The sequence below is a fragment of the Streptomyces sp. NPDC027962 genome, from assembly GCF_055566095.1.
Window position 1 is genome coordinate 51,230 of sequence record NZ_JBVHTA010000031.1, and the last position, 26,361, is coordinate 77,590.

At 71.7% G+C, this 26,361-nt stretch carries 13 protein-coding genes; 2 read left to right on the plus strand and 11 right to left on the minus strand.

The features are described from left to right. Positions 1–4: 4 nt before the first annotated feature. From ACZ4SA_RS25760 to ACZ4SA_RS25775, 4 genes are all read right to left on the minus strand, one after another. Positions 5–214 (minus strand): MbtH family protein, encoded by a 210-nt coding sequence (locus ACZ4SA_RS25760; protein ID WP_468278805.1) that lies wholly within the window; start codon positions 212–214, stop codon positions 5–7. After that, positions 211–14,508 (minus strand): amino acid adenylation domain-containing protein, encoded by a 14,298-nt coding sequence (locus tag ACZ4SA_RS25765; RefSeq protein WP_468278807.1) that lies wholly within the window; start codon positions 14,506–14,508, stop codon positions 211–213. Before ACZ4SA_RS25765 ends, ACZ4SA_RS25760 begins: the two co-directional genes overlap by 4 nt. A gap of 194 nt (positions 14,509–14,702) precedes the next feature. Then, positions 14,703–15,692, minus strand: a complete 990-nt coding sequence (locus ACZ4SA_RS25770) for an iron-siderophore ABC transporter substrate-binding protein (RefSeq protein WP_468278809.1) — start codon at positions 15,690–15,692, stop codon at positions 14,703–14,705. A 176-nt stretch (positions 15,693–15,868) separates the two neighbouring features. Beyond that, positions 15,869–17,221, minus strand: a complete 1,353-nt coding sequence (locus ACZ4SA_RS25775) for a lysine N(6)-hydroxylase/L-ornithine N(5)-oxygenase family protein (protein WP_468278811.1) — start codon at positions 17,219–17,221, stop codon at positions 15,869–15,871. A gap of 249 nt (positions 17,222–17,470) precedes the next feature. On the opposite strand from ACZ4SA_RS25775, the gene ACZ4SA_RS25780 reads away from it, so the two are divergent. Further along, positions 17,471–18,418, plus strand: a complete 948-nt coding sequence (locus ACZ4SA_RS25780; RefSeq protein ID WP_468278814.1) for a methionyl-tRNA formyltransferase — start codon at positions 17,471–17,473, stop codon at positions 18,416–18,418. A gap of 105 nt (positions 18,419–18,523) precedes the next feature. Here the strand turns inward: ACZ4SA_RS25780 and ACZ4SA_RS25785 are convergent, their stop codons facing one another. The 7 genes from ACZ4SA_RS25785 to ACZ4SA_RS25815 all read right to left on the minus strand — a co-directional run bounded on the left by ACZ4SA_RS25785 (position 18,524) and on the right by ACZ4SA_RS25815 (position 25,473). Continuing rightward, complete coding sequence (locus ACZ4SA_RS25785) at positions 18,524–19,525, minus strand: TIGR03842 family LLM class F420-dependent oxidoreductase (protein WP_468278817.1); 1,002 nt, start codon at positions 19,523–19,525, stop codon at positions 18,524–18,526. 10 nt (positions 19,526–19,535) lie between these two features. Next, positions 19,536–20,939, minus strand: coding sequence for a dihydropyrimidinase (gene hydA / locus ACZ4SA_RS25790; RefSeq protein ID WP_468278819.1), 1,404 nt, complete (start codon positions 20,937–20,939; stop codon positions 19,536–19,538). After that, positions 20,936–22,246 carry an aspartate aminotransferase family protein gene (locus ACZ4SA_RS25795; RefSeq protein WP_468278822.1) on the minus strand — a complete coding sequence of 437 codons (1,311 nt, stop codon included), beginning with the start codon at positions 22,244–22,246 and terminating at the stop codon, positions 20,936–20,938. Before ACZ4SA_RS25795 ends, hydA begins: the two co-directional genes overlap by 4 nt. After that, positions 22,243–23,085, minus strand: a complete 843-nt coding sequence (locus tag ACZ4SA_RS25800; protein ID WP_468278825.1) for a nitrilase-related carbon-nitrogen hydrolase — start codon at positions 23,083–23,085, stop codon at positions 22,243–22,245. Before ACZ4SA_RS25800 ends, ACZ4SA_RS25795 begins: the two co-directional genes overlap by 4 nt. Positions 23,086–23,243: 158 nt before the next feature. Then, on the minus strand, positions 23,244–24,665 hold the full coding sequence (locus tag ACZ4SA_RS25805) for a hypothetical protein (protein ID WP_468278826.1): 1,422 nt from the start codon (positions 24,663–24,665) through the stop codon (positions 23,244–23,246). A gap of 96 nt (positions 24,666–24,761) precedes the next feature. Beyond that, a complete protein-coding gene (locus ACZ4SA_RS25810) occupies positions 24,762–25,142 on the minus strand; it encodes a PPOX class F420-dependent oxidoreductase (RefSeq protein ID WP_468278827.1) in 381 nt (126 codons plus the stop codon). 76 nt (positions 25,143–25,218) lie between these two features. Continuing rightward, entirely contained in the window at positions 25,219–25,473 is a 255-nt protein-coding gene (locus ACZ4SA_RS25815) for a helix-turn-helix domain-containing protein (protein WP_468278829.1), read from the minus strand. 57 nt (positions 25,474–25,530) lie between these two features. On the opposite strand from ACZ4SA_RS25815, the gene map reads away from it, so the two are divergent. Then, positions 25,531–26,298 carry a type I methionyl aminopeptidase gene (map, locus tag ACZ4SA_RS25820; protein WP_468278867.1) on the plus strand — a complete coding sequence of 256 codons (768 nt, stop codon included), beginning with the start codon at positions 25,531–25,533 and terminating at the stop codon, positions 26,296–26,298. The last annotated feature ends 63 nt before the right edge of the window (positions 26,299–26,361 follow it).

Consider the following 26,361-nt stretch of genomic DNA (forward strand, 5'->3'; position numbering starts at 1 on the left):
CGCGTCAGCCCTGTTGGGCGGCGAGGCTCGCCGGACGCAGGTCCGTCCAGTGCTCCTCGACGTAGGCGAGGCAGGCGTCCCGCGTGTCCTCGCCGAAGGCGGTCCGCCAGCCGGCCGGCACCTCCGCGAAGGACGGCCACAGCGAGTGCTGGTTCTCCTCGTTGACCAGGACCAGGAAGCGGCCCTGCGGGTCCTCGAACGGGTTGGTGCTCATGCGGTTTCACTCCTTGTGGAAAGTGCGGTCATGGCGGTGAACAGCTCCGAGAGCGGCTGTTCCGGGTCGGCTGCCACGGAGCGCAGCAGCCTCTGGAGTTCGTCGGCGAGCCGCCGTGCCTTGGCGGTGCCGAGCAGGTCGGTCGCGTGGATCAGGCCGCAGTGGACCGGGCCGTCGCCGCGCGGTTCGTAGAAGCTGAGGGTCAGCTGCGCCCGCGTCGAGCCGGTCGGTACGGCTTCGAGGGAGCCGACACCGCCCTCGAGTTGCTCGAGGTCCGCCTGCTCATGGTGGATCACCATGACCTGCGGGCCCTCCGGGGGCAGTCCGGTCGCGCGTACGACCTCCTCGAACGGGACTTCCTGCCGGTCGAGGGCGCTGAGCGTGCTCTCCCGCACCCGGGACAGCAGCTCCGCGAAGGTCGGGTCGCCCGCCGAGTCGGTGCGCAGCACGACCGTGTTGAAGAAGCAGCCCACCAGGTCGGCCAGCTGGTCGTCCGTACGGCCGGCGACCATCGTACCGATGGGCAGGTCGGTGCCCGCACCGTGGGCGGTGAGCAGCGCCGCCAGGGCGGAGTGCAGCACCATGAACATGCTGGTGCCGGTCGCCCGGGCCAGGTCGTCCATCGCCGCGTGCAGCTGCTCGTCCAGCACGAAGCCCACATGGTCCGCGCCGGGCGAGGACGAGCGCGGGCCGTCCGCCGGGAGAGCAAGCTCGGCCGGTGCGTCCTTCAACGTCTCGCGCCAGTAGGCGAGCTGCCGGCCGCCCCGGCTGTCCGGGTCGTCCAGGTCGCCCAAGATCTCACGGGCCCACTGGGCGTAGTCCGTGTACGAGACCGGCAGCGGCTGCCACTCGGGCACCCGGCCCTGCGTACGGGCCGCATACGCCGTCGTGAGGTCGCGGAAGAGGGGGACGACCGACCATTCGTCCACCGCCAGGTAGTGCATGGTGAGCAGCAAGGCCTGCTCGCCGGTGGACGCCGTCAGCAGGTGGGACCTGAGCGGCGCCTCGCGGTCCGGTTGCGGGGCGCCCGCGGCCAGTTCCGTCAGGCGGGACTCCAGGTCCGCGCACTCCTCCCGCACGAGGGCCGGGGCCTCGGCGGCCCGGTGGTACAGCACGCCGTCCCGTTCCGTGAACGCCGTACGCAGCGGCTCATGACGCGCAGCCACATCGGCGAGCGCGGCGGACAGGGCGTCCGCGTCCAGACCGCCGGGAGAGCGCAGTACGAGCGCGTGGTCGAAGCCTGCGTGACGGCGGTACGCGTCCCACTGCCGGCGCTGCACGGGGGCGGCCAGGAGCGGCTCGTGGCGGTCCTCCGCCGGGCGCAGCGCCGGTCGGGCGGTCGCCGCGCCCTTCAGCTTGCCCTCGATGCCGGCGACCGTCAGCGCGTCGAAGACGTCCCGGATGCTCAGCTCGACCCCGAACTCGGCGCGGATGCGGCCCAGGAGCCGCATCGAGGCCATGGAGTGGCCGCCGAGCGCGAAGAAGTTGTCGTGGATGCCGACCTTCTCCAGCTTGAGGATCTCGCAGAACAGTTCGGCGAGCCTGGCCTGCGTCTCGGTGGCCGGGAGCGCGTCGCCCGTCATCGTGGCCCAGTCCGGCGTGGGCAGCGCCTTGCGGTCCAGCTTGCCGTTGGGTGTCAGGGGCAGCGGGCCGTCCAGGGGCACGACGAGCGCCGGAACCATGTACTCGGGGAGCACACCGGCGACATGGGTGCGCAGCTCCTGCGGGTCGAGTTCTCCGGCTTCGGGAACGGCGTAGCCGACCAGCCGGACGATGTCACCGTCGCGGTCGGGCACCACGGCGGCCTGTGCGACCGACGGGTGTCCGGCGAGGGCCGCCTCGATCTCGCCCAGCTCGATGCGGAAGCCGCGCACCTTCACCTGGGTGTCGACGCGCCCGAGGAAGTCGAGGTTGCCGTCCGCGCGCCAGCGGGCGCGGTCACCGGTGCGGTACATCCGGCTGCCGGGCGGGCCGAACGGGTCGGCGACGAACCGCTCGGAGGTCAGCGCGGTCTTGCCGAGGTAGCCGCGCGCGAGGCCGCGTCCGGAGACGTACAGCTCGCCCGCGACACCGGGCGGGACCGGCCGCAGGTGCTCGTCGAGGACGTAGGCACGGGTGTTGGGGTCGGGCCGGCCGATGGGCACCCGGCCGGAGGGGAGGCCGCCGTGCTCGCGCGCGGGCCACAGCGTGGAGTTGACCGTCGCTTCGGTGAGCCCGTACGCGCAGATCAGATGGGCCGTGGCGCCGAACCGCTCGAACAGGTCCGGCGGCACGGTCTCCGTGCCGACCAGGACGGTCGACCCTTCGGGCAGCTCGCAGCCCGGCGGCAGGGCCGACACGAGGGACGGCGGAAGGATCATGTGGGTGATCCGCTGGTCCGCGAGGAAGTCGGTGAGCGCCGAGCCGGCGACCCGCGCCTCGTCGGTGATGAGGACGAGCCGGCCGCCGTGACACAGGGCCATCGACAGTTCGAAGGCGAAGACGTCGAAACCGATCGACGCGAACTGCAGGACGCGGCTGTCGCGTTCCAGGCCCATCCGGTCCACTGCCGTGGCCACCAGGCTGGCGATGCCCTCGTGCGGGACCACCACGCCCTTGGGGCGACCCGTCGAGCCGGAGGTGTAGATGACGTACGCGGCCTGGTCCAGGCCGACCTGGTCGCTCTCGAGCGCGGTCTTTGGCAGGGCGTCCAGCTCGGCGGCCACCGCGGGCTCGTCGAGCAGCACCACCGGTACGCCCGCCACCGCCGGGATCTTCCCCGCGACCGGCTCGGTGCCGACCACGAGCGCCGCCCGCGAGTCCTCGATCATGTAGGTGAGACGGTCGGCCGGGTGGACCAGGTCCAGCGGGAGGAACGCGGCGCCCAGCTTGAGTGCGGCAAGCACCGTGGCGACCATGTCGACCGAGCGCGGAACGGCGACACCGACGACACTCTCGGCACCGACGCCGCGCGCGGCCAGCAGCCTGGCGACTTTGTTGGCCCGGGCGTCGAGCTGCGCGTACGTCACGGAACGGGCACGGTCGACGACGGCGACCGCGTCGGGGCACTCGGCGAGCCGCCGCGCGAACAGAGCCGGGAACGATGCCTCTTCGACCTCGCGGGACATGGCGTTGAAGCCTTCCAGGACCAGCTGCCGCTCGTCGTCGCCGAGGATCTCCGCCTGCGAGACGGGCCGCTCGGGTGCGGCGACGAGGGCCGCGACGAGCGACTTGAGGCGACCGCCGAGCCGTTCGGCGGTGTCGTGGTCGAACAGCTCCGTGGCGAACTCCAGGCGGCAGTTCAGGGAGCCGTCGCCGCCGTCGCCCGGCGTGTGCTCGGTGAAGCTGAACACCAGGTCGAACTTGGCGGAGCGGATGCGGAACGGTACGTAGTCGGCGTGGAGGCCGGGCAGTTCCAGTCCGTCGCCCGTACGGGCGTGGTAGCCGACCATCACCTGGAACAGCGGGTTCCGGGACAGCGACCGGGTCGGGTTGAGCTTCTCCACCACGGACTCGAACGGCACGTCCGCGTGCGAGAACGCCGCCAGGTCGGTCTCCCGGACCCGGGCCAGCAGCTCGGTGAAGCTCGGGTCGCCGCTCAGGTCCGTGCGCAGCACCAGCGTGTTGACGAAAAAGCCGACCAGGTCGTCCAGCGCTTCGTCGCCGCGCCCCGCGATGGGCGATCCGAGGGGAATGTCCGTCCCGGCGCCCATGCGGTGCAGCAGGGCGGCCACGGCCGCGTGCACCACCATGAACATGCTGGCCCCGGTCTCGCGGGCGAGCCGCTTCAGCCCCTCGTGGACATCGGCGCCGAAGGCGATGTCCAGTTCGGCTCCGGAGAACGCCGGCCGTGCCGGGCGCGGCCGGTCCGTGGGCAGCTCCAGCTCCTCGGGCGCGCCGTCCAGCGTCGTACGCCAGTAGTCCAGCTGCCGTGCGGCGAGGCTGTCCGCGTCCGCCGGGTCTCCGAGGAGGCGCTGCTGCCACAGCGCGTAGTCGGCGTACTGGACGGGCAGCGGCTCCCACTCCGGTGCCGCACCCGCGACTCGGGCGGCGTAGGCGGTGGCGAGGTCACGGAGGAAGGGGCGGTCCGACCACTCGTCGGTGGTGATGTGGTGCAGCAGCAGGACGACGACGTGGTCCTCCGGCGCCAGCTCCACGACGGTGGCACGCAAGGGCAGTTCGGTGGCGAGGTCGAACGGCCGGTTGGTGACCGCGTCGACGAGGGCGGGCACCTCGTCCTCTGTGGCGCGCAGCCGCTCCACGACGGGACGCGCCTTGTCCGCGGGCAGTACGCGCTGGATCGCCTGTCCTTCGGGCTCCACGAACACTGTTCGCAGGGCTTCGTGGCGGGCCGTCACATCGGCGAGCGCCGCTGCCCACGCGTCGACGTCGAGGGCGCCGCGCAGCCGCATGACCAGCGGGAAGTTGTACGCCGCCGAGGTGCACTCGATCTGCTGGATGACCCACAGCCGCTGCTGGGCGTGCGAGAGCGGCAGCTCGTCGGGCCGCTCACCGGCGGTCAGCGCCGGCCGGGCGGCGCCGCCGGAGCGGGCCGCGCGCTCGACCAGCTCCGCGACGGTGGGTGCCTCGAACAGGTCGCGGATCGCGAGTTCGGCGTCGAGGGCGGTACGGGCACGGCTGACGAGACGGGTGGCCAGCAGTGAGTGGCCGCCCAGTTCGAAGAAGTCGCTGTCGATACCGACGCTGCCCTCCGGCAGGCCGAGCACCTCCGCGAAGAGGGCGCACAGCGTCTCCTCCTGCGGAGTGCGCGGCGCCCGGCTCGCACCCGTAGCGGCGAAGTCCGGGGCGGGCAGGGCGCGTACGTCCAGCTTGCCGTTGACGGTCAGCGGCAGGGTGTCCACGGCGACGAGAGCGGACGGGACCATGTAGTCGGGCAGCCCCGTCTTCAGGTGGTCGCGCAGCCGCTGGAGAAGGCCGTCGTCCGCCTCCGTGCCGTCCTCCGGTGCGAAGTAGCCGACGAGGCGCTTCGTCCCGGTGCTCTCGTTCACGACGACCGCCGCGTGGGCGACCTCGGGGTGCGAGGACAGGGCCGCCTCGATCTCGCCCAGCTCGACGCGGTACCCGCGGATCTTCACCTGGTCGTCGGTGCGGCCGAGGAAGTCGAGCAGGCCGTCCGGGCGCTGCCGTACGAGGTCGCCGGTGCGGTACATCCTCCCTCCTCGCCCGCCGTCGGGCAGGAGGGTCCCGCCCGGCTCGCAGAACGGGTCGGCGACGAACCGCTCGGCGGTCAGCGCGGGACGGTCGTGGTAGCCGCGGGCGAGGCCGGTGCCGGCGATGTACAGCTCACCGGGGCAGCCCGGCGGAACGGGGCGCAGCATCGCGTCGAGGACATAGCCGCGGGTGTTGCGGATGGGCATGCCGACCGTGGAGGTCGCGCTGTCCGTCGTCGAGCCGCCGAGGGTGTTGATCGTGTACTCGGTGGGCCCGTACAGGTTGTAGCCGTAGGTGCCTTCCGTGCGGCGCAGCTTCGTCCACACCGTGTCGGAGACGGCCTCGCCACCGAGCAGGACCAGTGCCGGACGGTGCTTCCCCGCCGTCTCGTCCCGCTCGAGGAGGCCCTCCTCGATGAGCAGCTGGGCGTAGGTGGGGGTCACGTTGACCACGTCGACCTGGTGCCGGTCGCAGTAGGCGACCAGCGCCTCGGCGTCGCGGCGCAGTTCCTCGTCGCAGACGTGGACCTCATGGCCCTCGACGAGCCAGAGCAGTTCCTCCCAGGACATGTCGAAGGCGAAGGACACGGTGTGCGCGATGCGCAGCCGCCGCCCGCCGGCCGAGGCGATGGCCGGGTCGAAGATCTCCTTCTGGTGGTTGAGCTGCATGTTCGTCAGGCCACGGTAGGGGGTGACGACGCCCTTGGGCCGGCCGGTCGAGCCGGAGGTGTAGATGATGTACGCCGGGTACTCCAGGCGGTCCGCCACGTGGTGGGCGAACGCGGGCCGCTCGGCGTCGGTGATCTCCCCGCCGGGCAGGGCGGCCAGCTCGGCGGCCACGGCCTCGTCGTCCAGAAGCAGTTCGGGCGCCACGGCGCCGGCGTCGCCGCGCAGGGTCGGTGCGACGGCCGTGGTGGACACCAGGCACAGGGGTCCGGTGTCCTCGGCCATCAGCCGCAGCCGGTCGGCGGGGTGGTCCAGGTCCAGCGGCAGGTACGCGGCGCCGGTCCGCAGGACGGCGAACAGCGCGGCCACCATGTCGATGGACCGGGGCAGGGCCAGCGCCACGACCTTCTCCGGTCCCGCGCCCCGGGCGAGCAGCAGGCGGGCGATCCGGTTGATGTGCGCGTCCAGTTCGGCGTACGTCAGGGCGCGCTCGCCGAAGACCAGCGCCTTCGCGTCCGGGGTACGGGCGACCTGGGCCGTCAGCATGTCGGCGACGGTCTCGTTCGGCACGGGCTCCCGGCTGCCGGCCCATGCGGCTCTCAGGGCGGCGCGCTCCGGCGGCAGCAGCAGGTCCACGCCGACGGCCTTGGCCGAGGCGGCGTCCGGGGCGGCGAGCATCTCCCCGAGCCGCTCGAGGACGGCCGTGAACCGGTCGAGGATCGTGGCCGCGGCCTCCGCTTCGAACAGGTCGGGCCGGGCCGCCAGGGTCACCCGCAGCCGGGTCTCGGGCGTGACGATCAGGGTCAGCGGGAAGTGGGTGCCGTCGACGTTCGACACGTCGGTGATGCCGTGCCGCTGCCGGAGCGCCGCGGCGCGGTCCTCGCCGTCGGCGGAGCGGAGCACGAAGAGAGTGTCGAACAGGCGGCGGTGGCCGGTCTCCTGCTGGAGCGTGCCGAGGCCCACGTACTCGTACGGCATGACGGCGGCCCGCTCGGACTGCATACGGCGCAGCAGGCCGAGCAGCGGCTCTTCCGGGGTGAACGCGACGCGTGCCGGGATGGTGTTGAGGAACATGCCGATGATGCCGCCGACGTTCGGCACGTCCGCGGGCCGTCCGGCGACCGCCGTGCCGAAGGCCACGTCGCTCCGGCCGGTCATCGCCGAGAGGACCAGGCCCCAGGCGGCGTTGAGCACCGTGTTCAGGGTGAGGCCGTGCTGCCGGGCGAGGGCGCGCAGCCGGTCGCTGGTCTCCCGTGTCAGGACCGCGTCGAAGTCGGCCGGGATGACCGGGCCGGCGTCACGGCCCGTCGGGGCGACGAGGGTCGGCTCGTCGAACCCGGCGAGCGCGCCGCGCCAGGCGCCGACGGCCTGGGTGGTGTCCTGCTCGTCCAGCCATGCAAGGAAGTCGCGGTACGAGCCGGGGGCGGGCAGACCGGTGGCGTCGCCGGCCCGCTCGTACAGGGTGAACAGCTCCTCCAGGAACAGCCACGCGGACCAGCCGTCCCACAGGATGAGGTGGTGGGTGACGACAAGCCGGTCTCGGCCGTCACCGAGCCGGATCAGCTGGAGGCGGCACAGGGGCGGCGCCGACAGGTCGAAGCGGCGTCGGCGGTCGGCCGCGAGGAGTTCGTCGACGCCGGCGCGCTGCTCGTCGTCGGGGAGCCCGGACAGGTCGGTCTCCGTCAGGGGGATCTCGGCGCCGTCCGGAATGAACTGCACGGGCCGGGACAGGCCGTCGCTGGTGAACCCGGCGCGCAGGCCGGCGTTGCGCTCCAGGAGCGCCCGGCAGGCGGCGCGCAGCCGGCCGGCGTCCAGGCGGTGGTCGAAGTCCAGCGTCTCCTGCGACAGGTAGACGTCGAGCGCGTCACCCGCGTCGTAGGTGGCGTGGAAGTACATGCCCTCCTGAAGCGGGGAGAGCGGCCAGATGTCGGCGACCGGCAGCCCGGCGACGGTCTCGACGCGGGCGGTCTCCTCCGGGGACAGCTCAAGGCCGCCCAGTGGGCCGGGTGCCGCGGGCTCCGCGGGCGCGCCGGCGGTCAGCTGCTCGAGCAACGCCTTGAGGGCCGGGTCGACGGCCGCGCCGGACTGCTGCTGAGCGGCGAGCATCGCCTGGAGGGCGGCAGCCGCCTGACCGGCGTCGGCGGCGGACACGGTCACGCCGCCGTCGGGCCTCTCGGGACCGGTCGCGGGAGCGGGCTCCTCGGGCGCGCTCGCGGCCGCCGCGGCGAGCGCGGCAGGCGTACGGTGCTCGAACACATCGCGCGGGCTGATCGTCAGTCCCCTTTCCCGGGCCTGGGTGGCGACGGCGATCGACGTGAGGCTGTCGCCGCCGAGCATGAAGAAGTCGTCGTCGGCGCCGATCCCCGGCATGCCGAGGACGGCGGCGAATATCTCGCACAGGGTCCGCTCGCGCTCGTCGCCGGGCGCGCGTCCGCCTTCCCTGGGCGCGACGGACGGCGAAGGCAGGGCGTTCTGGTCGAGCTTGCCGCTGGGTGACAGGGGCAGTTCGTCCACGGCCATGACCGCCGTCGGCACCATCGCCGCGGGCAGCGCCTCGGCGAGCGCCCCGTGGAGGGCTTCGGCGTCCAGGGAGGCACCGCTGCCGGGGACCGCATAGCCGAGGAGCGCCCCGTCGCGGACGATCACGGCAGCGCGGGCGACACCCGGCAGGGCGGCCAGGGCGGCCTCGATCTCGCCCAGCTCGACGCGGTTGCCGCGGATCTTGACCTGCCGGTCGGTGCGGCCGAGGTACTCGACGGCACCGTCGGCGCGGCGCCTGACCAGGTCGCCGGTCCGGTACATGCGCGTTCCCCCGGACTTCGTCCGGGAGGACCCCCATGCGCCGCTGAACGGGTCGGCGACGAACCGCTCGGCGGTCAGGCCGTGCCGGTCGTGGTAGCCGCGGGCCAGCTGGACGCCGGCAAGGTACAGCTCACCCGGCACGCCGTCGGGGACGGGCCGCAGGAAGGCGTCCAGCACGTACAGCCTGGTGTTCCACACGGGGCGGCCGATGGGCACGGCGAGCTCGGCTGCCCCCTCGTACGGGAAGTACGTCACGTCGACGGCCGCCTCGGTGGGGCCGTACAGGTTGTGCAGCGGCACGGGGCCGCCTCCGTGACGGGACGTCAGCTCCGACCAGCGTCGGGCGTCCGGGCCGGTGAGCGCCTCGCCGCTGCAGAACACGCGGCGCAGGCTCGCCGCCCAGTCGGGGCCGGCCGGGACGGATTCCATGACCTGGACGAACGCGGCCAGCATCGACGGCACGAAGTGCATCGTGGTGATGCGCCGGTGGTGGATCAGGTCGGCGAGGTAGGCGGGGTCGCGGTGACCGTCGGGCCGGGCGAGGACGACGGTCGCGCCCTCGACCAGGGCCCAGAAGAACTCCCAGACCGACACGTCGAAGCTGGACGGGGTCTTCTGCAGCACCCGGTCGTCGGGGTTGAGCCCGTACTCGCCCTGCATCCAGGCGAGCCGGTTGACGATCGCCCGGTGGGTGACGGCGACGCCCTTGGGGCGCCCGGTGGACCCGGAGGTGTAGATCAGGTACGCGGGGTGGTCGGGTCCCGCGTGGGCAGCAGGCGCGTCGGGGGCCCTTTCGTCGTGGTCCACGACGACGTGTTCGAGACCCGGCACGTCGGGCAGCCGCCCGGCCGAGCCGCTGGTGGTCACGACGGTCCGGGCCCCCGAGTCGGCGAGCATGAACGCCACCCGGTCGGCGGGGTAGTCGAGGTCGACGGGCAGATACGCGGCGCCCGCCTTGTGCACGCCGAGCAGCGCGACCATCAACTCCGCAGAACGCGGCACCGCGACCGCGACGAAGCCTTCCGGTCCGGTGCCGCGTGCCCGCAGCCGCCGTGCCAGCGCCTCCGCGCGCCGGTCGAGTTCGGCGTAGCTCAGGGTGGTGTCCTCGAAGACGACGGCCGGGGCGTCGGGGGTCCGTGCCACCTGCGCGGCGAAGAGCGAGGCGAGGGTGGCGTCCGCGTCGGGCAGCGGGTGTGCCGTGGCGTTCAGCGCGGTGAGGTGCTCCTGCTCGCGGTCGGACAGCATCCCGAGCCGGGCGACCGGCCGGGTGGGGTCGGACACGAGGGTGCGCAGCAGCGCCTCGAACCGATGGGCCGTCACCGCCACGGACAGCGCCTCGAGCCGGGCCGCGTCGTACTTGAACCGCAGCGACAGATGCGCGCCGCCGGGCTCGACGATCAGCGCGAGCGGGTAGTGCACGGCGTCGAACACCTCGGCGCCGGTGACGCGCAGCGCCTCCTGGTCGTGTTCGGTCGACGACAGGTCACCGGAGGGGAAGTTCTCGAACACCACGAGGGTGTCGAAGAGTTCGCCGCCGCCCGCGATCCGCTGGATCTCGGCGAGCCCGAGGTGCTGGTGGTCGAGGAGGGCCGCGTGCTCGTCCTGGACGCGCCGCAGCAGCTCGGCGAGCGGCTCGCCCGGGTGGAGGGTGACCCGGGCGGGCACGGTGTTGATGAACAGGCCCACGGCCGAGTCCATGCCCTCGACCTCGGTGGTGCGTCCCGAGACGGTGGTGCCGAAAACGACGTCCTGGCTGCCGGTCAGGCCGCCGAGGAGCACGGCCCAGGCGCCGTGCACGACGGTGCTGAGCGTGAGGCCGTGGCGGCGGGCGCAGGCGGTCAGGTCGGCGGTGAGCGTCTCGGGCAGCCTGACGTCCACGTGCTCGGGCCTGGCGACCGGCGCGGCCCGGTCGTCGCCCGTGGCGGGCGCGGGCAGCCGGGTGGGGCCTTCCAGACCGGCCAGCGCCTGCCGCCACGCGTCGCGGGCGGCGTCGCGGTCCCGGCCGGCCAGCCAGGACAGGTACGGCTGCGGGGCGGGCGGCTCCGGCAGGCTCTCGCCCCGGTAGGCGGCGGTCAGTTCGCGCAGCAGGACGGAGACCGACCAGCCGTCGGCGATGATGTGGTGGAGGGTGAGGAGCAGCCGGTGGCGCTGCCCGTCCCGGATCAGGGTGGCCCGCATCAGCGGCGGCCGGGCGAGGTCGAAGCCCTCGGCACGGTCCTGCCGCAGCACGTCCTCCAGCGCGGTGCGGGTGGTGTCGGTCTCGCGCCACGGAAGGGTGGTGCGGTCGGGGACGCGCTGGACGACCTCACCGCCGGGCAGCTGGCGGAACGAGGCGCGCAGCAGCGGGTGCCGGTCGAGCAGCAGTTGGAGCGCCCGGCGCAGCCGGTCCGGGTCGACGGCGCCCGCGAGCTCGAGCAGTTCCTGGACGACGTACAGGTCGCCGGCTTCCTGGTCGAACTCCGCGTGGAAGAAGAAACCTTCCTGGAGCGGGGAGACGGGCAGGGCGTCCTCGTCGAGCTGCACCCGGCGTGCGGCCGTCCGGATCAACGCCGGCGCCTCCTCGACGCCGGCCTGACGGGCGAGCGCCGAAACGGTCCGCAGCCGGAAGACGTCGCGCGGGGTGATCGCGAGCCCGGCCTCGCGGGCGCGGTTCACCAGCTGGATCGCGACGATGCTGTCACCGCCCAGCTCGAAGAAGCTGTCGTGGACGCCGACCGACGGCAGCCCGAGCACCTCGGCGAACAGCCCGGCGAGCGCGGTCTCGGCGGGGGTGGTGGGCGCGTCGCCGCCGGCCGTCGCGGTCCACTGCGGCTCCGGCAGGGCGCGGCTGTCGAGCTTGCCGTTGGGCGTCAGCGGCAGGGGCCCCTCGAGGCGTACGACGGCCGAGGGAACCATGTAGTCGGGCAGCGCCTCGGCGATCTCGGCGCGCGCCCCGGCCACGGCGGCATCGGTGTCCGTACCGGTCTCGGCCACGAGGTAGGCGACGAGCCGCTTGGCGTTCCGGTGGTCCTCGCGGACGAGGACGGCGGCCTGGGCGATGCCCGGGCAGGCCATGAAGGCGCTTTCGATCTCGCCGGGCTCGATGCGGTGACCGCGGATCTTGATCTGGCCGTCGGCGCGTCCCAGGAACTCCAGGTTGCCGTCTTCTGCCCAGCGGACGCGGTCGCCCGTGCGGTACATCCGGGCGCCCGGCTCCGCGGCGTACGGGTCGGCGACGAAGCGCTCGGAGGTGAGCCCCGGCCTGCCCAGGTAGCCGCGGGCGAGGCCTCGTCCAGCGACGTACAGCTCGCCCTCGGCGCCGGCCGGCACCGGGCGGAGTGCGGAGTCGAGCACGTAGGCACGGGTGTTGGGGTCGGGCTCGCCGATGGGCGTGGGTCCGGGCCTGTCGGCGGTGGCGATCCACAGGGTGGAGTTGACGGTGGCCTCGGTGAGGCCGTACGCGACGACCACCTGGAGCCGGCCGGACCAGCGGGCGATCAGCTCGCTGGGAACGGCCTCGGTGCCGACGATCAGGACGGCGCCTTCGGGCAGGTCGCAGTCCTGCGGCAGGGCCGAGACCAGGGACGGCGGAAGGATCATGTGGGTGGCGCGGTGGCGTGCGACGTAGTCCGTGAGGGCGGGCCCTGCGACACGCCGCTCGGTGGGCACGACGATGACTCGGCCGCCGACGCACAGCGACATGATCAGGTCCCAGACCGTCACGTCGAAGCCCACGGAGGCGAATTGCACGACGCGGCTTTCGGATGTGACGCCGATGCGGTCGGTGGCGGTGGCGATGAGGCTGCCGACGCCGTCGTGGGAGACCACGACGCCCTTGGGCCGGCCGGTGGAACCGGAGGTGTAGATGACGTACGCGGCCTGGCCGAGGGCGATGGGCAGGCCGAGGTCGGAGGCGTCGAGGGTGGCGCACTCGGCGGTCACGGTCTCGGTGTCGAGCAGCAGCCGGCCGACGCCGGCGGCCTTCGGCAGGGCGTCGGACAGCTCGCGGGTGGTGATGACGGTGCGCGCCCCGGCGTCTTCCAGCATGTAGAGGATGCGGTCCTGCGGGTGGTCGGCGTCCAGGGGCAGGTAGGCGGCCCCCGCCTTCATGACCGCGAGCAGGGACACCACGAGTTCGGGAGAGCGCGGCACGGCCACGGCGACGACGTCCTCGGCGCCCACACCACGGGCGGCGAGGAGGCGGGCCAACCGGTTGGCCGCCGCGTTCAGTTCGGCGTAGGTGAGCTCCCGGTCCTCGCAGACGAGGGCGACGGAGCCCGGGTTGCGGCGCACCTGGCGCTCGAAGGCGGCTGGCCAGGAGAGCTCGGCCGTCTCGCGGGGTGACACGCCGAACTCGCCGAGGAGCCGGGCCCGCTCGGCACCGGAGGTCAGCTCGATGTGGCCGACAGGGCGGTCCAGGTCCTCGGCGAGGGCATCGAGCAGCGCCAGGAAGCGGGTCTCGTGGGCGCGCAGGGTCTCCTCGTCACACACGTCGGCGTCGGCGTCGACGTGGACGCGGATGCCGCGGCCCCCGTGGGTCTCGATGAAGCTGAGGGCCAGGTCGCTGACCGGGCCGAGCCAGACCGGGTGGAACTGGGTCGTGTGGTCCGAGAACCGCAGGTCTTCGGGCCGGGGCAGGACGTTGACCGTCGGGCCGACCAGCTCGGGCACTCCGTCGGCCAGGCCCAGTTCCCTGGCCAGGTCCTCGGCGCGGTAGCGCCCGTGGCCGACCGCCTCGGCGACCCCGGCGCGGACGTCGGCCACGAGTTCGGCGCCGGTCGTGCCGGGGCGGACGGACAGGCGCAGGGGGACGATGTTGGACATCATGCCGGGGATGCCGGCCGACACGGCGTCCTGGCGGGCGGCGATCGGCAGACCGAGGACGAGGTCCTGCTCGCCGCTGACCCGGTGCAGGTAGGCGGCCACGGCGGCGACGAGCAGGCGGGAGACCCGCATGCCCGCGCTGCCGGCCGCGGCGTGCAGCCGCTCGAGGGACTGGGCGGACAGCTCCGACGTGCGCCGCAGCCGCCGCGTCATGGGCGAGGGCGCACGTTCCACGAGGCGTACGGGCTCGGGACGGTCGGCCATGCGGGCCAGCCAGTAGGCGCGATCCTCCTGGTGGCGGTCCGAGGCGCGGTAGGCCTGGTCGGCTTCCACCAGGGCGGAGATCCGCCAGTCGCGGGCGGCCGGCGCCTGCTCGCCCCCGGTGTAGATCTCGCCGGCCCGGCGTGTGATCAGGGCGACGCCCATGCCGTCGGTGACGATGTGGTGGTAGCGCTGGTACCACGCGACATGGTCGTCCGACAGACGCAACAGGGCCTGGGCGAAGAGGGGGCCCGCGCCGAGATCGGCGGGGCGGTCGCGGTCGGCGTCCATCCAGTCGGCGGCGGCCCGCTCGGGATCGGCGGCGCTGCGCAGGTCGACGACGGGGATGTCGACGGGAACGGGAGCAGCCGTCTGCCGGGGGCCTCCGTCGCCGGCGCCGACACTCACGTGCAGGCTTTCGGCCTCCCCGACTGCCTGCCGTACGGAGGCGGCGAGACGGTCGAGGTCGACGTCGCCCCGCAGGTCCAGGACGAACACGATGTTGTAGGCGGAGCTGTCCGGGTCGATCTGCTGGGCAAGCCAGATGCCGGACTGCCCGCCCGTGACGGATATGCCGGAAGCGGACGTCCGGTCCGACTCGACGTCAAACATCGTTCGAAGGGGCCTTTCCCTGGTGGTGCGTCAGTGAGGTGTGTTCCGGCGCGGGCCCCGCTCCCGGCCGCGCGGACAGGGCCGCCGTACGGGCGGGCGACAGGACGCGGGCCGAGGGGGAACGGGGCGCAGACGGCGGGGCCCGCCCGTCCGCGACATTGCCGGCGGACGGGCGGGAGCCGGTGGACCGGCGTTTACTTGATGGCCGCGATCAGCGGCTCGACCTCGTCGATGGCGTAAGGGATCGACAGGACGGTGTTGAAGGAGAAGGCCGCGCCGATGTCCGGGTCCTGGTAGGGCACGAACAGATCACGCTTCTCCTGGTTGACCTTCAGCTTCTTGTAGAGCGGCTCGGCCTTGATGCGGTTGTCGGCCTCGGTGCTGGAGGTGACCCAGACGAGGCGGTCGACGTCGAGCACGTTCAGCTTCTCGGCGCTCAGTTCGGCGACGTTCCAGCCCGGCTTGGCCATTTTGTCGATCTCGGGCTTCAGCTTGAAGCCGAGCTCGGAGAAGAAGATCGCCTTCGGGTCGGTCTTGGTGAAGGCCGAGTACTTGCCGGCCTCGAAGCTGTCGGCGACGGCGAGGGTCTTCTCGGCGAACTCGGGGTGCTTGTCGCGGACGGCCTTGAAACGGGCGTCGATGCCGGCGATCAGCTTCTCGGTCTCCGCGTCCTTGCCGAGGGACTTGCCGATCTGGCGGGTCATGACCTGCCAGGACGCCCCGTAGTCCGGGAGCCCCTTGGGCTGGGCGACGACCTTGGTGAACTTCGAGAGCGTGTCGTACTGCTCCTTCTTCATGCCCGAGTACTGGGCGACGACGAGGTCGGGCTTCAGCGCCGCGATCTTCTCGATGTTGTACTCGTCACGCTCACCGACGATCTCGGGCTTCGTGGTCCCCCACTTGTCCTTCGCCCACGGCCACTTGCCGTACGGCGTCTCCTTGAACCAGTCGACCGCTCCGACCGGCTTGACGCCGAGCGCCAGGACCGCGTCCTGGTCCGACAGACCCAGGGTGACGACCCTCTTCGGCTCCGCGTCGATCGTCGTGCTGCCGTACTTGTGCTCCACGGTCACCGGGAAGGCGGCCGACTTGCTGCTCGCCTCGCCCGAAGGCTTGGACTCCGTCTTCTCGGTCCCGCCCCCACAGGCGGACAGAGCAAGCGCGGCGACGGTGGCGACGGCCACACGGGGAATGTGTCTGACGAGCCGCGTCAGAGCGGGACGTGTACCAGTGGACACGGATGTTCCTTTCACGGGGGTTTTCACAGTGCGTGCCCCATCTGCCTTGTACGACGGCGCTACGAGGCGGGCGGAGCGAGTGGGGGGCTCGACCCGGGAAGGGTCGTGGGTACGAGGGAGCCTCAGCGGACCGAGCCGATACCGTCGGCGACGGGCCGGGACTCGCTTCGGGCAGGCGCCAGTCCGCGGTCACGGACGGAGTCCAGGATCTCGCCGACCCGGATCGCGGTGTTGGAGAGCAGCGACGACGTGATGCCGTGGGTGTGCTCGGTGCCGCCCTGGAGGTAGATGCCGCAGCGCAGTTCTGGGTCCGTTGTGATGCGGTAGTCCCGCTCGACCCGGAGACGGCCCTGGCCGTCTCGGTGGCAGCGGTCCCCGACCTCGCCGAGCAGACCGATGGGGTCTGCCTGGCTGTAACCGGTGGCGAGGACCACGACGTCGGCGTCCAGCACCTTCTCGTCGCCGGTGACCAGGGACGTGACGGTGGCGCGGACGCTGTCCCCGGCCTCCTCGACGCCGGTCAGGCGCGAGATGTTGAGGAAGCGCAGCCGCTCGGTGCCGAGGACCTTCTCCTGGTACGCCTGCCGGTACAGGTCGTCGATCAGGTCGATGTCCACCACGGAGTAGTTGGTGTTGCCGTGGTAGTCCATCAGCCGGCGCTTGATGTCGTCCGGGGCCGTGAAGTACTCGTCGACCGCCTGGGGGTCGAAGATGCGGTTGGCGAAACTGCTGTCGTCGGCGGGGCTGTAGCCGTAGCGGGAGAAGACGGCGCAGACCTCGGCCTGAGGGAACCGGCGGTGCAGATACGCCACGTTCTCTGCCGCGCTCTGGCCGGCGCCGACCACGATGAAGCGGGTGGGGTCGGCGCCCTCGAGGCCGTCCACCTTCGAGAGCAGGTCCGAGTTGTGCCAGACCCGGTCGCTCCGCTCGACGCCCTCCGGCATGAGGGGCCGCAGCCCCGTGCCGATCACGAGGTTGCGGGCGCGGTGGACCACCGTCTCCGACTCCGAACGGGCCGTCACGTCGAGGTACTCCACCACTCCGTCGCGTACGACGGGTTCGACGGAGATGACCTCGTGGCCGTAGGAGACCATGTCGTCGACCTTCGCCGCGGCCCACTCGAAGTAGTCGTGGAACTCGACGCGGAGCGGGAAGAGGTTCTTGTGGTTGACGAAGTCGATCAGCCGGCCCTTGCTCTGCAGGTAGCGCAGGAAGGTGTACTCGCTGGACGGGTTGCGCAGCGTCACCAGGTCCTTGAGGAAGGACACCTGCATCGTCGCGTCGTCGATCAGCATGCCGCGGTGCCACCCGAAGCTGGGCTGACGCTCGAAGAAGTGAGCAGTGACCGCCTCCTGCCTCCCCACGCTCGCGTTGTGCTCGCTGAGCGCGATCGCCATGGCCACATTGGAGGGCCCGAAGCCGATTCCTATGAGGTCGTGGATCAGAGGTGCGTCGCCAGGAAGAACCTGTGACATGTCACTCCCATCGTGCGGGACAGCCGCCTGTCAGGCGTGGATGAAAAGAACGAGACGCCGAGCCCGCCGTTGACGCCGGCCAGCCGAACTTAGGTAAAGCTAACCTGACCTGAACCGACCTGTCGACAGGACGAAACGGACATGCAGCCGACCCCGGCACCGAACGGACCTTAAACCGGGGCATGTTGCACCCTTAGGTAAGGCTTGCTTTACTTGGCGCGGTCATTCGCTCTTCTGAGGAGGAACCCCATGCGGGTCGTCATGTTCGGTTACCAGACCTGGGGGCACCGCACCCTGCAAGCTCTCCTGGACTCCGAGCACGACGTGGTGATGGTCGTGACCCACCCCAAGAGCGAGCACGCCTACGAGAAGATCTGGAGCGACTCGGTCGCCGACCTCGCCGAGGAGCACGGCGTCCCCGTCGTCATCCGCAACAGGCCGGACGACGAGGAGCTGTTCCAGCGGCTCAAGGAGGCCGACCCGGACATCATCGTGGCCAACAACTGGCGCACGTGGATCCCGCCACGGATCTACACCCTGCCTCGTCACGGCACGCTGAACATCCACGACTCGCTGCTGCCGAAGTACGCCGGATTCTCGCCACTGATCTGGGCCCTCATCAACGGAGAGCGGGAAGTCGGCGTCACGGCCCACATGATGGACGAGGTGCTCGACGCGGGCGACATCGTGGACCAGCGGGCGGTGACGGTGGAGCCCACGGACACCACCACCGACCTGTTCCACAAGACCGTCGACCTCATCGCCCCCGTCACGGTCGGCGCCCTGGACCTCATCGCCTCCGGGCAGGCCGAGTTCACCAAGCAGGACCGCTCCCAGGCCAGCTTCTTCCACAAGCGCTCAGAAGAGGACATCCGGATCCACTGGGACTGGCCCGCCGAGGACCTGGAGCGCCTGATCCGCGCACAGTCAGCCCCGTACCCGGCGGCGTTCACCTTCCACAAGGGCAAGCGCCTCGAAGTGCTCTCCGCCGTGGTGTCCGAGGGCCGTTACGGCGGCACCCCCGGCCGCATCTTCTACCGCGAGGGCGAAGGCGTCGCGATCGTCGCGGGAGCCGACGCCCGCACGGGCCGCAACCACGGCCTGGCCATCACACGCGTCCGTACCGAGGACGGCCAGGAGCTGTCGGCGACCGAGTACTTCACCTCCATGGGCGGCTACCTCACCAGCCGTCCCTGACGGCCGGCCGGCTTCATCGGCCTCCCGCACTCCGGCGCTCCCCAGTCGGCTCTGGGGAGCGCCGGCGTCATTACTTTGCCGATTTGCCGGGAGGATCCCTCGGAGCTACTGCTCGACCGCGGGGATGATCTCGGCACCGTAGGCGTCGATGGTGGCCTCCCTGGCGTCGTGCATGGCGTACACGGCGAACTGGTCCACGCCCAGCTCCCGCAGCCTCCGCAGCTTCTCGACATGGGCCTCGGCCGGGCCGAGCAGACAGAAGCGGTCGACGATCTCGTCGGGCACGAAGTCGGTGGAGGGATTGTCGGCCCGGCCGTGATGGCTGTAGTCGTAGCCCTGCCGGTCCTTGATGTACGCGGTCAGCGCCTCGGGAACCATCCCCGAGTGATCGCCGTAGCGGGAGACGAGGTCGGCGACGTGGTTGCCGACCATCCCGCCGAACCAGCGGCACTGGTCACGGGCGTGTGCCAGGTCGTCCCCGACGTAAGCGGGTGCCGCCACGCACATGGTGAGCGTGTCCGGGTCGCGGCCCGCGTCGGCGGCGGCCTGCCGGACGGCCTTGATCATCCACTCGGTGAGGAACGGATCGGCGAGCTGCAGGATGAAGCCGTCCGCCTTCTGCCCGGCGAGGGCCAGCGCCTTGGGGCCGTAGGCCGCCATCCACACCGGCAGCTTCCCGTCCCGAACCCAGGGGATCCGGATCGGGTTTCCGTCGACGACCGCTTCTCGCCCTTCGGCGAGGTCCCGGATGACGTCGATCGCCTCGCCGAGCCTGGCCAGGGTGTTGGGTTTACGGCCGGCGACGCGCATCGCCGAGTCGCCGCGGCCGATGCCGCACACGGTCCGGTTGCCGTACATCTCGTTGAGCGTGGCGAAGGTGGAGGCGGTGACCTCCCAGGTCCTGGTGCCCGGGTTGGTGACCATGGGGCCGACGGTGAGATGCGTGGTGTGTTCCAGGATGCGGCTGTAGATGACGAACGGCTCCTGCCACAGCACCGCGGAGTCGAAGGTCCAGCCGTAGCGGAAGCCGTTGCGTTCCGCGCGCCGCATCAGTCCGACGACCGCAGATGCGGGCGGGTCGGTCTGCAGAACGAGTCCGAAGTCCATGTCGAGGCCCCTAGGTGAGGTACTGGCAGGTGGAGCGCGGGGTGTAGACGCCGTGGCCCGCACGGCCGGTGAAGGTCCGCTGGTCGATGACCACTTCGCCGCGCGACAGGACGGTCTCCACCCGGCCGGTGACACGCCGGCCCTCGTACGCCGAGTAGTCGACGTTCATGTGATGGGTCTCGGCCGAGAGGGTCTGCTGGGCGTGCGGGTCGTAGACGACGACGTCGGCGTCGGCGCCGGGCGCGATGGTGCCCTTCTTCGGGTAGAGGCCGAACATCCTGGCCGGGGTCGCACAGGCGATCTCGATCCAGCGGCGCCGGCTGATGTGCCCGTCGACGACGGCCTGGTGGAGGAGGTCCATCCGGTTCTCCACGCCCGGCAGGCCGTTGGGGATCTTGGAGAAGTCGCCGCGTCCCAGTTCCTTCTGGCCGCTGAAGCAGAACGGGCAGTGGTCGGTGGAGACGACCTGGAGGTCGTTGGTGCGCAGCCCCCGCCACAGGGCGGCCTGGTGCTCGCGCGGCCGCAGTGGTGTGGAGCAGACGTACTTGGCGCCCTCGAAGCCCGGCTCCGCGAGATTGTCGGTGGACAGGAAGAGGTACTGCGGACAGGTCTCGCCGAAGACGTTGAGCCCCTTGTCGCGGGCCTGGACGAGCTCCGCGACGGCCTCCTCGGCCGAGACGTGCACGACGTACAGCGGCGCGCCGGCGACCCGGGCGAGCTGAATCGCCCGGTGGGTGGCCTCGGCCTCGAGCAGCACCTTGCGGACCTCGCCGTGGTAACGGGGGTCGGTGCGGCCCTCGGCGAGGGCCTGCTCGACGAGGACGTCGATGGCGATGCCGTTCTCCGCGTGCATCATGATCAGGCCGCCGTTGACGGCGGAGCGCTGCATGGCGCGCAGGATCCGGCCGTCGTCACTGTAGAAGACGCCGGGGTAGGCCATGAAGAGCTTGAAGGAGGTGATGCCCTCCTCCACCAGCCGGTCCATCTCCTTCAACGAGGTCTCGTTGACGTCGGAGAGGATCATGTGGAAGCCGTAGTCGATGGCGCAGTTGCCGTCGGCCTTGGCGTACCAGGCGTCCAGGCCCTCGCGCAGCGACCGGCCGACCGACTGCACGGCGAAGTCCACGATGGTGGTCGTGCCGCCCCAGGCGGCCGCACGGGTACCGGTCTCGAAGGTGTCGGAGGCGAAGGTCCCGCCGAACGGGAGCTCCATGTGGGTGTGCGCGTCGACGCCGCCCGGGATGACGTACTTGTTGGTCGCGTCGATCGTGCGGTCCGCCGTCCAGGCCTGCGCGGCGGGCGAGTGGTGCGCGGCGAGCGCGGCGATCCGGCCGTCCTCGACGAGGACGTCGGCGTGCATCTCGTCGGCGGCGGTGACGACAAGTCCGCCACGGATCAGGGTGCGGTTGCTCATGGTCTCCTCATGTGACTGGGGCCGCTCCAGAGGCTGCGCAGGGCCTGTTCGAGGACGGAGGCGCCTTCTTCCGCTTCGGCGACGGTCAGTGAAAGGGGCGGCGCGATGCGCAGGACGCTGGTGTCGTGACCGCCGCCCTTGCCGATCAGCAGTCCGCCCTCGCGGGCGGCCTCGAGGACGGCCGCGGCCGCCTGCGGGTCGGCCTCGTCCGTGCCGGGCTTCACCAGCTCGATGCCGATCACGAGTCCGCGGCCCCGTACCTCACGCACCGCCGGCACCCCGGCGGCGATGGCGCGCAGCCGCTCGATCAGCAGGCCGCCGACCCGTCGGGCGTTGCCCTGGAGGTCGTGCTCCAGGAGGTAGTTGAGGTTCGCGACGCCGGCGGCCATGGTGATCGGGCTGCCGCCGAAGGTGGAGATGGAGTTGGCGTCGAGGCAGTTCATGATCTCGGCGCCGGCGACGACTCCGCCGATGGACATACCGTTGCCGATGCCCTTGGCGAACGTGAGGATGTCCGGCGGGCCGTTCCGGCCGTGGGCCTGCCAGCCCCAGAAGTGCTCACCGGTGCGTCCCCAGCCGGTCTGCACCTCGTCGGAGATCCACAGGATGCCGTGCCGGTCGAGCACCTCCCGGAAGGCGGCGTACAGGCCGTCCGGCGGTGAGGTGAAGCCGCCGACGCCCTGCACCGGCTCCGCGATCAGCGCGGCCACGTCGTGGGTGTGGCCGAGCAGGTCCTCGAGGTCGGCGACACACGCCTCGACGAACTGCGCGTCCGACAGGTGCGCGAAGGGGCCGCGGGTGCGGACGCCGCCGTGCACGTAGAGGGTCTGCAGCGGCGACAGGCTCGTCGGCGACCAGGCGTGGTTGCCGGTGATGGAGACCGCGGAGAACGACCGGCCGTGGTAGCTGTTGCGCATCGCCAGGATCTGGTTGGAGCGGCGGTGGCCGGTGGCGAGCAGCAGGGCGGTGTCGTTGGCCTCGGTGCCGGAGGTGGTGAAGAAGACGCGGGCGTCGGGGATGCCGGACAGGGCGGCGATCCGCTCCGCGAGCTCCACCATGGGGCGGTTGAGGTAGAGCGTGGAGGTGTGGATGATCCGCCCGGCCTGTTCGGTCACCGCCTTGGTGACCTCGGGCAGCGCGTGCGCGGTCATGGTGGTGAGGATGCCGCCGAAGAAGTCGAGGTAACGGTTGCCGTCCGCGTCCCAGACATGCCGGCCTTCGCCGTGCGTGATCTCGATCGGCCGCTTGTAGTAGAGCGCCACCCAGTCGGGGATGACGGCCCTGTGCCGCTCGTGCAGGTCGGTCACGGCTGCACCAGCCCCCCGTACGCGTCGGGGCGGCGGTCACGGTAGAAGGCCCACTGCTGCCGTACGGATTCGATCAGATCGAAGTCGAGGTCCCTGACGACCAGTTCCTCTTCCTTGTCACCGGCGAGGTCGCCGACGAACTGACCGCGGGGGTCGACGAAGTAGCTGGTGCCGTAGAAGTCGTTGTCGCCGTACTCCTCGATGCCGACGCGGTTGATGGCGGCGACGAAGTACTCGTTGGCGACGGCGGCGGCGGGCTGTTCCAGCTGCCAGAGGTGGGACGAGAGGCCGCGGTGGGTGGCCGACGGGTTGTAGACCAACTGGGCCCCCTGGAGGCCGAGTTGGCGCCAGCCTTCGGGGAAGTGGCGGTCGTAGCAGATGTACACGCCGACCTTGCCGACCGCGGTGTCGAAAACCGGCCAGCCGAGGTTGCCGGGCCTGAAGTAGTACTTCTCCCAGAAGCCCTTGACCTGGGGGATGTGGTGCTTGCGGTACTTGCCGAGGTAACTGCCGTCGGCGTCGATCACGGCCGCGGTGTTGTAGTAGAAGCCCGCGCCCTCGACCTCGAAGACGGGGACCACGATCACCATGCCGGTCTCCCTGGCGAGCTCCTGCATCCGCCGGACCGTCGGACCGTCCGGGACGGGCTCCGCCCAGCGGTAGTGCTCCGGCTCCTGGACCTGGCAGAAGTAGGGCGCGTTGAACACCTCTTGGAAACCGATGACCTTGGCGCCCTGCCGGGCCGCCTCGCGGGCGTGTTCCTCGTGTTTGGCGATCATGGATTCGGTGTCGCCGGTCCAGGTGGCCTGGACGAGTGCGGCGCGTACGACAGTGGCCATGAGCTGCTCCTTCGACGGGACGCCAGAGAGCTTCTACGCACGTAGACACAGGGCGTAGAAGGAGAACGTAAGCCTCGTCACACACTGGGGCAAGACCATCGTCGTGAACCCGCTGAGTCGATCTTGTTTCGCACCCGAGCGGTCGACATCGGACAGTTTCAGCCGCTGAGGTGTCCGCCCACACGCAGTGCGTGGACGACATCGCGCTCCCGCGCCGGTGACACCCCACGGGCGGCTGCGAGCAGCAGGGGCACAAGACGGGCGGGTTGCCGCACGGCGACGGCGGCGGTGTCCGCGGCCGTACGGACCTGCACGAACGCGGCCAGCAGGGAGCGGGCGCGACGGGACATGCCCCCGTCCTCGAGCACGAGGACCGCGTCCGCTATCTCGTCGGCGGCGCGGAACACCCCTTGCCGCAGAAGCTGCCTGCCGTCGTCGTCACGGCCCGCCGCGATGAGCGCGTCGGCGGCCGCGGCGAGCCGTAGGGCCGGCTGCGACGCCGCCTCCCAGAGCAGGGTGGCCCAGTCGGCGGCGAGCCCGGAGCGGTTCAGTTCGTCGGCGAGCGCCGGCAGCCAGGCCGCGGGGCGGGCGGCGGCCTCGCAGATCAGGGCGTGCGCCTCGCCACCGCGCCCTTGGGCGCGCAGCCGCCCGAGGGCGGCGACGGTGTCCCTGGCGGCGCGCTCCGCCCCCTCGGGGGTGGGCGCGGGGTCCGCAGGGGCCGGCGATTCGGGGGCACCGCCGTAGCGGGCGCCGCGAGGCGTGTCCGCGCCAACGGGCAGCAGGGGCACGGCGACGGCGTCCTCCCCCGCGTCCTCGACCCCGGCGAACCGGGCGCCACCGCGCTTGCGGGGCTTCTTCTTGCGCGTCGGGGCCTTGGGTGCTTGGCCGGGTCCCGCTGAAGCATGGTCGGCTCCGGTGGCGGGCGCGGGTGTTTCTTCGGTGCCCGAGGGCGCCCCAACCCATCCGTCCTCTTGCTGAAGCTGCCGGACGGGGCGCTGCGTTACCGAGGGCTGCGTTACGGAGGGCTGCGCCCCGTCGGGGCCTTCGGGCGGCCGGTCCACGAAGGAGGGCGCGGGCGGGTCGAGCGCAGCGGACAGGGCCGACAGACGGGACTCCAGTTCCGTTGTACGACGGACCGCGCGGGCGTGGTCGTCGCGGATCCAGGCCAGTTCGTGGGCGAGGCGTTCCGCCTCCGGCGAGGCTTCCGCATGGTTCGGCAGGAGCCTCAGCAGTTCCTCGGCCCTGGCCTGGGCGCGCAGCCGCTCGCGGCGCATCAACTCGAGGCGTTCTTCCAGCCTCTCGCGCCCGCCCGGCAGCCGGTCGTGTGCCGCCGCAGCCGAAGCGTGCAGCGCGCCCGCCTGCGCGGGCTCCGCCCCCTGCCCGCCGGACAGGTCCTGGAGCAGGGACTCGACCACGTCCCAGGGCGGGACCTCCACGCCGTCCAGACAGGCCCGCATCCCCTCGGGGTCCCGCTGCCGGAAGACGGCGCACCAGCCGTCGTCGGGGTCGAGTCGTGCCACCAGCTCCCCGAGGTACCGCGCGAACGTCTCCGCCTCAACCGGGAGTTGATGCTCGGTCATCGCCGCCCCTGCCTCACCGCCGACTGGAGCCCTCCGTTCCGAGGGCACCGCAGGCATTGGACCGCAGTGGTGTTACAGGGCTGCTACGGCCCGTTTTCAGAATGTGACGGCGATACCCGTGTGCGGCCGCTTGCCGAGGCGCGCCACCATCGCGGGCCAGTCGACGACCCAGAACTTCCAGGTGTACTTGCGGGACAGCAACGTGCGTACCGCGCCGGTCCCGGCGGCGTCGAGCAGCCGGGCGGTGCCCTCCGCCGTGGGCGCGCCGTCCTCGATCTTGCCGCGCGCGTCGCAGACGGTGACCACGACCCGGCTGTCGTTCCGAAGGCGCTTGACCTTCCAGGAGTCGGACCGGGTCCAGACGAACAACTCACCGCCGTCCACGGCGAACCACACGGGCGTGGCCACCCCGGTCCCGTTCTTGCGGAAGGTGGTCAGACTGACGTACTTGGCGCTGGCGAACTTGTCGGCACTCACGCCGCGAGACTACGCGGTACCCGCCGCCGCCGAACAGGGGCGCCGGCAGCCACGGGACGGGGGCCGCCCGCCGGCGTCACACCGCGGGCACGAGTGCGCAGCGCACGACGAGTTCGTCCATGGACAGGCCGAGCGCCGCGGCGAGCGCGGCGACGGTGAAGAACGCGGGCGTCGGGGCACGGCCGGTCTCGATCTTGCGCAGCGTCTCCGCGGAGAGTCCCGCGGCCGCGGCGACGTCGACCATGCTGCGGTCGCCGCGCGCCTGGCGCAGGAGCCGGCCCAGTCGTTCGCCGCGTTCGCGCTCTTCGGGGGTGAGAGGTGTGCGAACCATGCCGGTATTCTAATGCCGGTATTGAAATACCGCTCCGACCGGTATAGTAATTGGAGCATGGTGGAGATCAAGAGCGATACATCGATCGAGGCGATGCGTGAGGCGGGCCGCATCGTGGCCCAAGCGCTCGCGGCCGCACGGAAGGCCGCCGACGTGGGCGTGAGGCTCCGTGACCTCGACGGGGCGGCCCGCGCGGTCCTCGAAGAGGCCGGAGCCGGATCCCCCTTCCTCGGCTACCACCCGCACTGGGCACCCGCCCCCTTCCCCGCCGTGCTGTGTGTTTCCGTCAACGACGCCGTCGTCCACGGCATCCCGGGCGAGTACGCGCTCCGCGACGGCGATCTGGTCAGCGTCGACTGCGGCGCCGTCCTGGACGGCTGGGTCGGCGACGCGGCCGTCAGCTTCACCGTCGGACGCGCCAGGCCGAAGGACCTGCGGCTGATCGCCGCGGCGGAGGAAGCCCTCGACGCGGGCATCGCGGCGGCCGTCGTCGGCAACCGCATCGGCGACATCGCCCACGCCGTGGGCCGGGTGTGCCGCTCGGCGGGTTACGGCATCCCCGACGGGCACGGAGGCCACGGCGTGGGCAGGACCATGCACGAGGACCCGGGCGTGCCGAACGAGGGGCGGCCCGGCAGGGGGATGCCCCTGCGGCACGGCATGGTCCTGGCGATCGAGCCGATGCTGATCGCGGGCGGCCACGACGACACGTTCACGGCGCGGGACGGCTGGACCGTGCGCACGGCGGACGGCAGTCGCGCCTCCCATGCCGAGCACACGGTCGCGATCACGGACGACGGCCCGCGGATCCTCACGGCGCTGTAGTGCCGCACGGCTGCCGCCGGAGATGCTGGGCGATCAAGTCCCCTGTGCTCAAGGACTGTTGAG

What these genes read in the sequence shown, in the direction of transcription:
- ACZ4SA_RS25760 (WP_468278805.1), bottom strand. Translation starts at nt 214, where the DNA reads ATGAGCACCAACCCGTTCGAGGACCCGCAGGGCCGCTTCCTGGTCCTG.
- ACZ4SA_RS25765 (WP_468278807.1), bottom strand. Translation starts at nt 14,508, where the DNA reads ATGTTTGACGTCGAGTCGGACCGGACGTCCGCTTCCGGCATATCCGTC.
- ACZ4SA_RS25775 (WP_468278811.1), bottom strand. Translation starts at nt 17,221, where the DNA reads ATGTCACAGGTTCTTCCTGGCGACGCACCTCTGATCCACGACCTCATA.
- ACZ4SA_RS25780 (WP_468278814.1), top strand. Translation starts at nt 17,471, where the DNA reads ATGCGGGTCGTCATGTTCGGTTACCAGACCTGGGGGCACCGCACCCTG.
- ACZ4SA_RS25785 (WP_468278817.1), bottom strand. Translation starts at nt 19,525, where the DNA reads ATGGACTTCGGACTCGTTCTGCAGACCGACCCGCCCGCATCTGCGGTC.
- hydA (WP_468278819.1), bottom strand. Translation starts at nt 20,939, where the DNA reads ATGAGCAACCGCACCCTGATCCGTGGCGGACTTGTCGTCACCGCCGCC.
- ACZ4SA_RS25800 (WP_468278825.1), bottom strand. Translation starts at nt 23,085, where the DNA reads ATGGCCACTGTCGTACGCGCCGCACTCGTCCAGGCCACCTGGACCGGC.
- ACZ4SA_RS25805 (WP_468278826.1), bottom strand. Translation starts at nt 24,665, where the DNA reads ATGACCGAGCATCAACTCCCGGTTGAGGCGGAGACGTTCGCGCGGTAC.
- ACZ4SA_RS25815 (WP_468278829.1), bottom strand. Translation starts at nt 25,473, where the DNA reads ATGGTTCGCACACCTCTCACCCCCGAAGAGCGCGAACGCGGCGAACGA.
- map (WP_468278867.1), top strand. Translation starts at nt 25,531, where the DNA reads ATGGTGGAGATCAAGAGCGATACATCGATCGAGGCGATGCGTGAGGCG.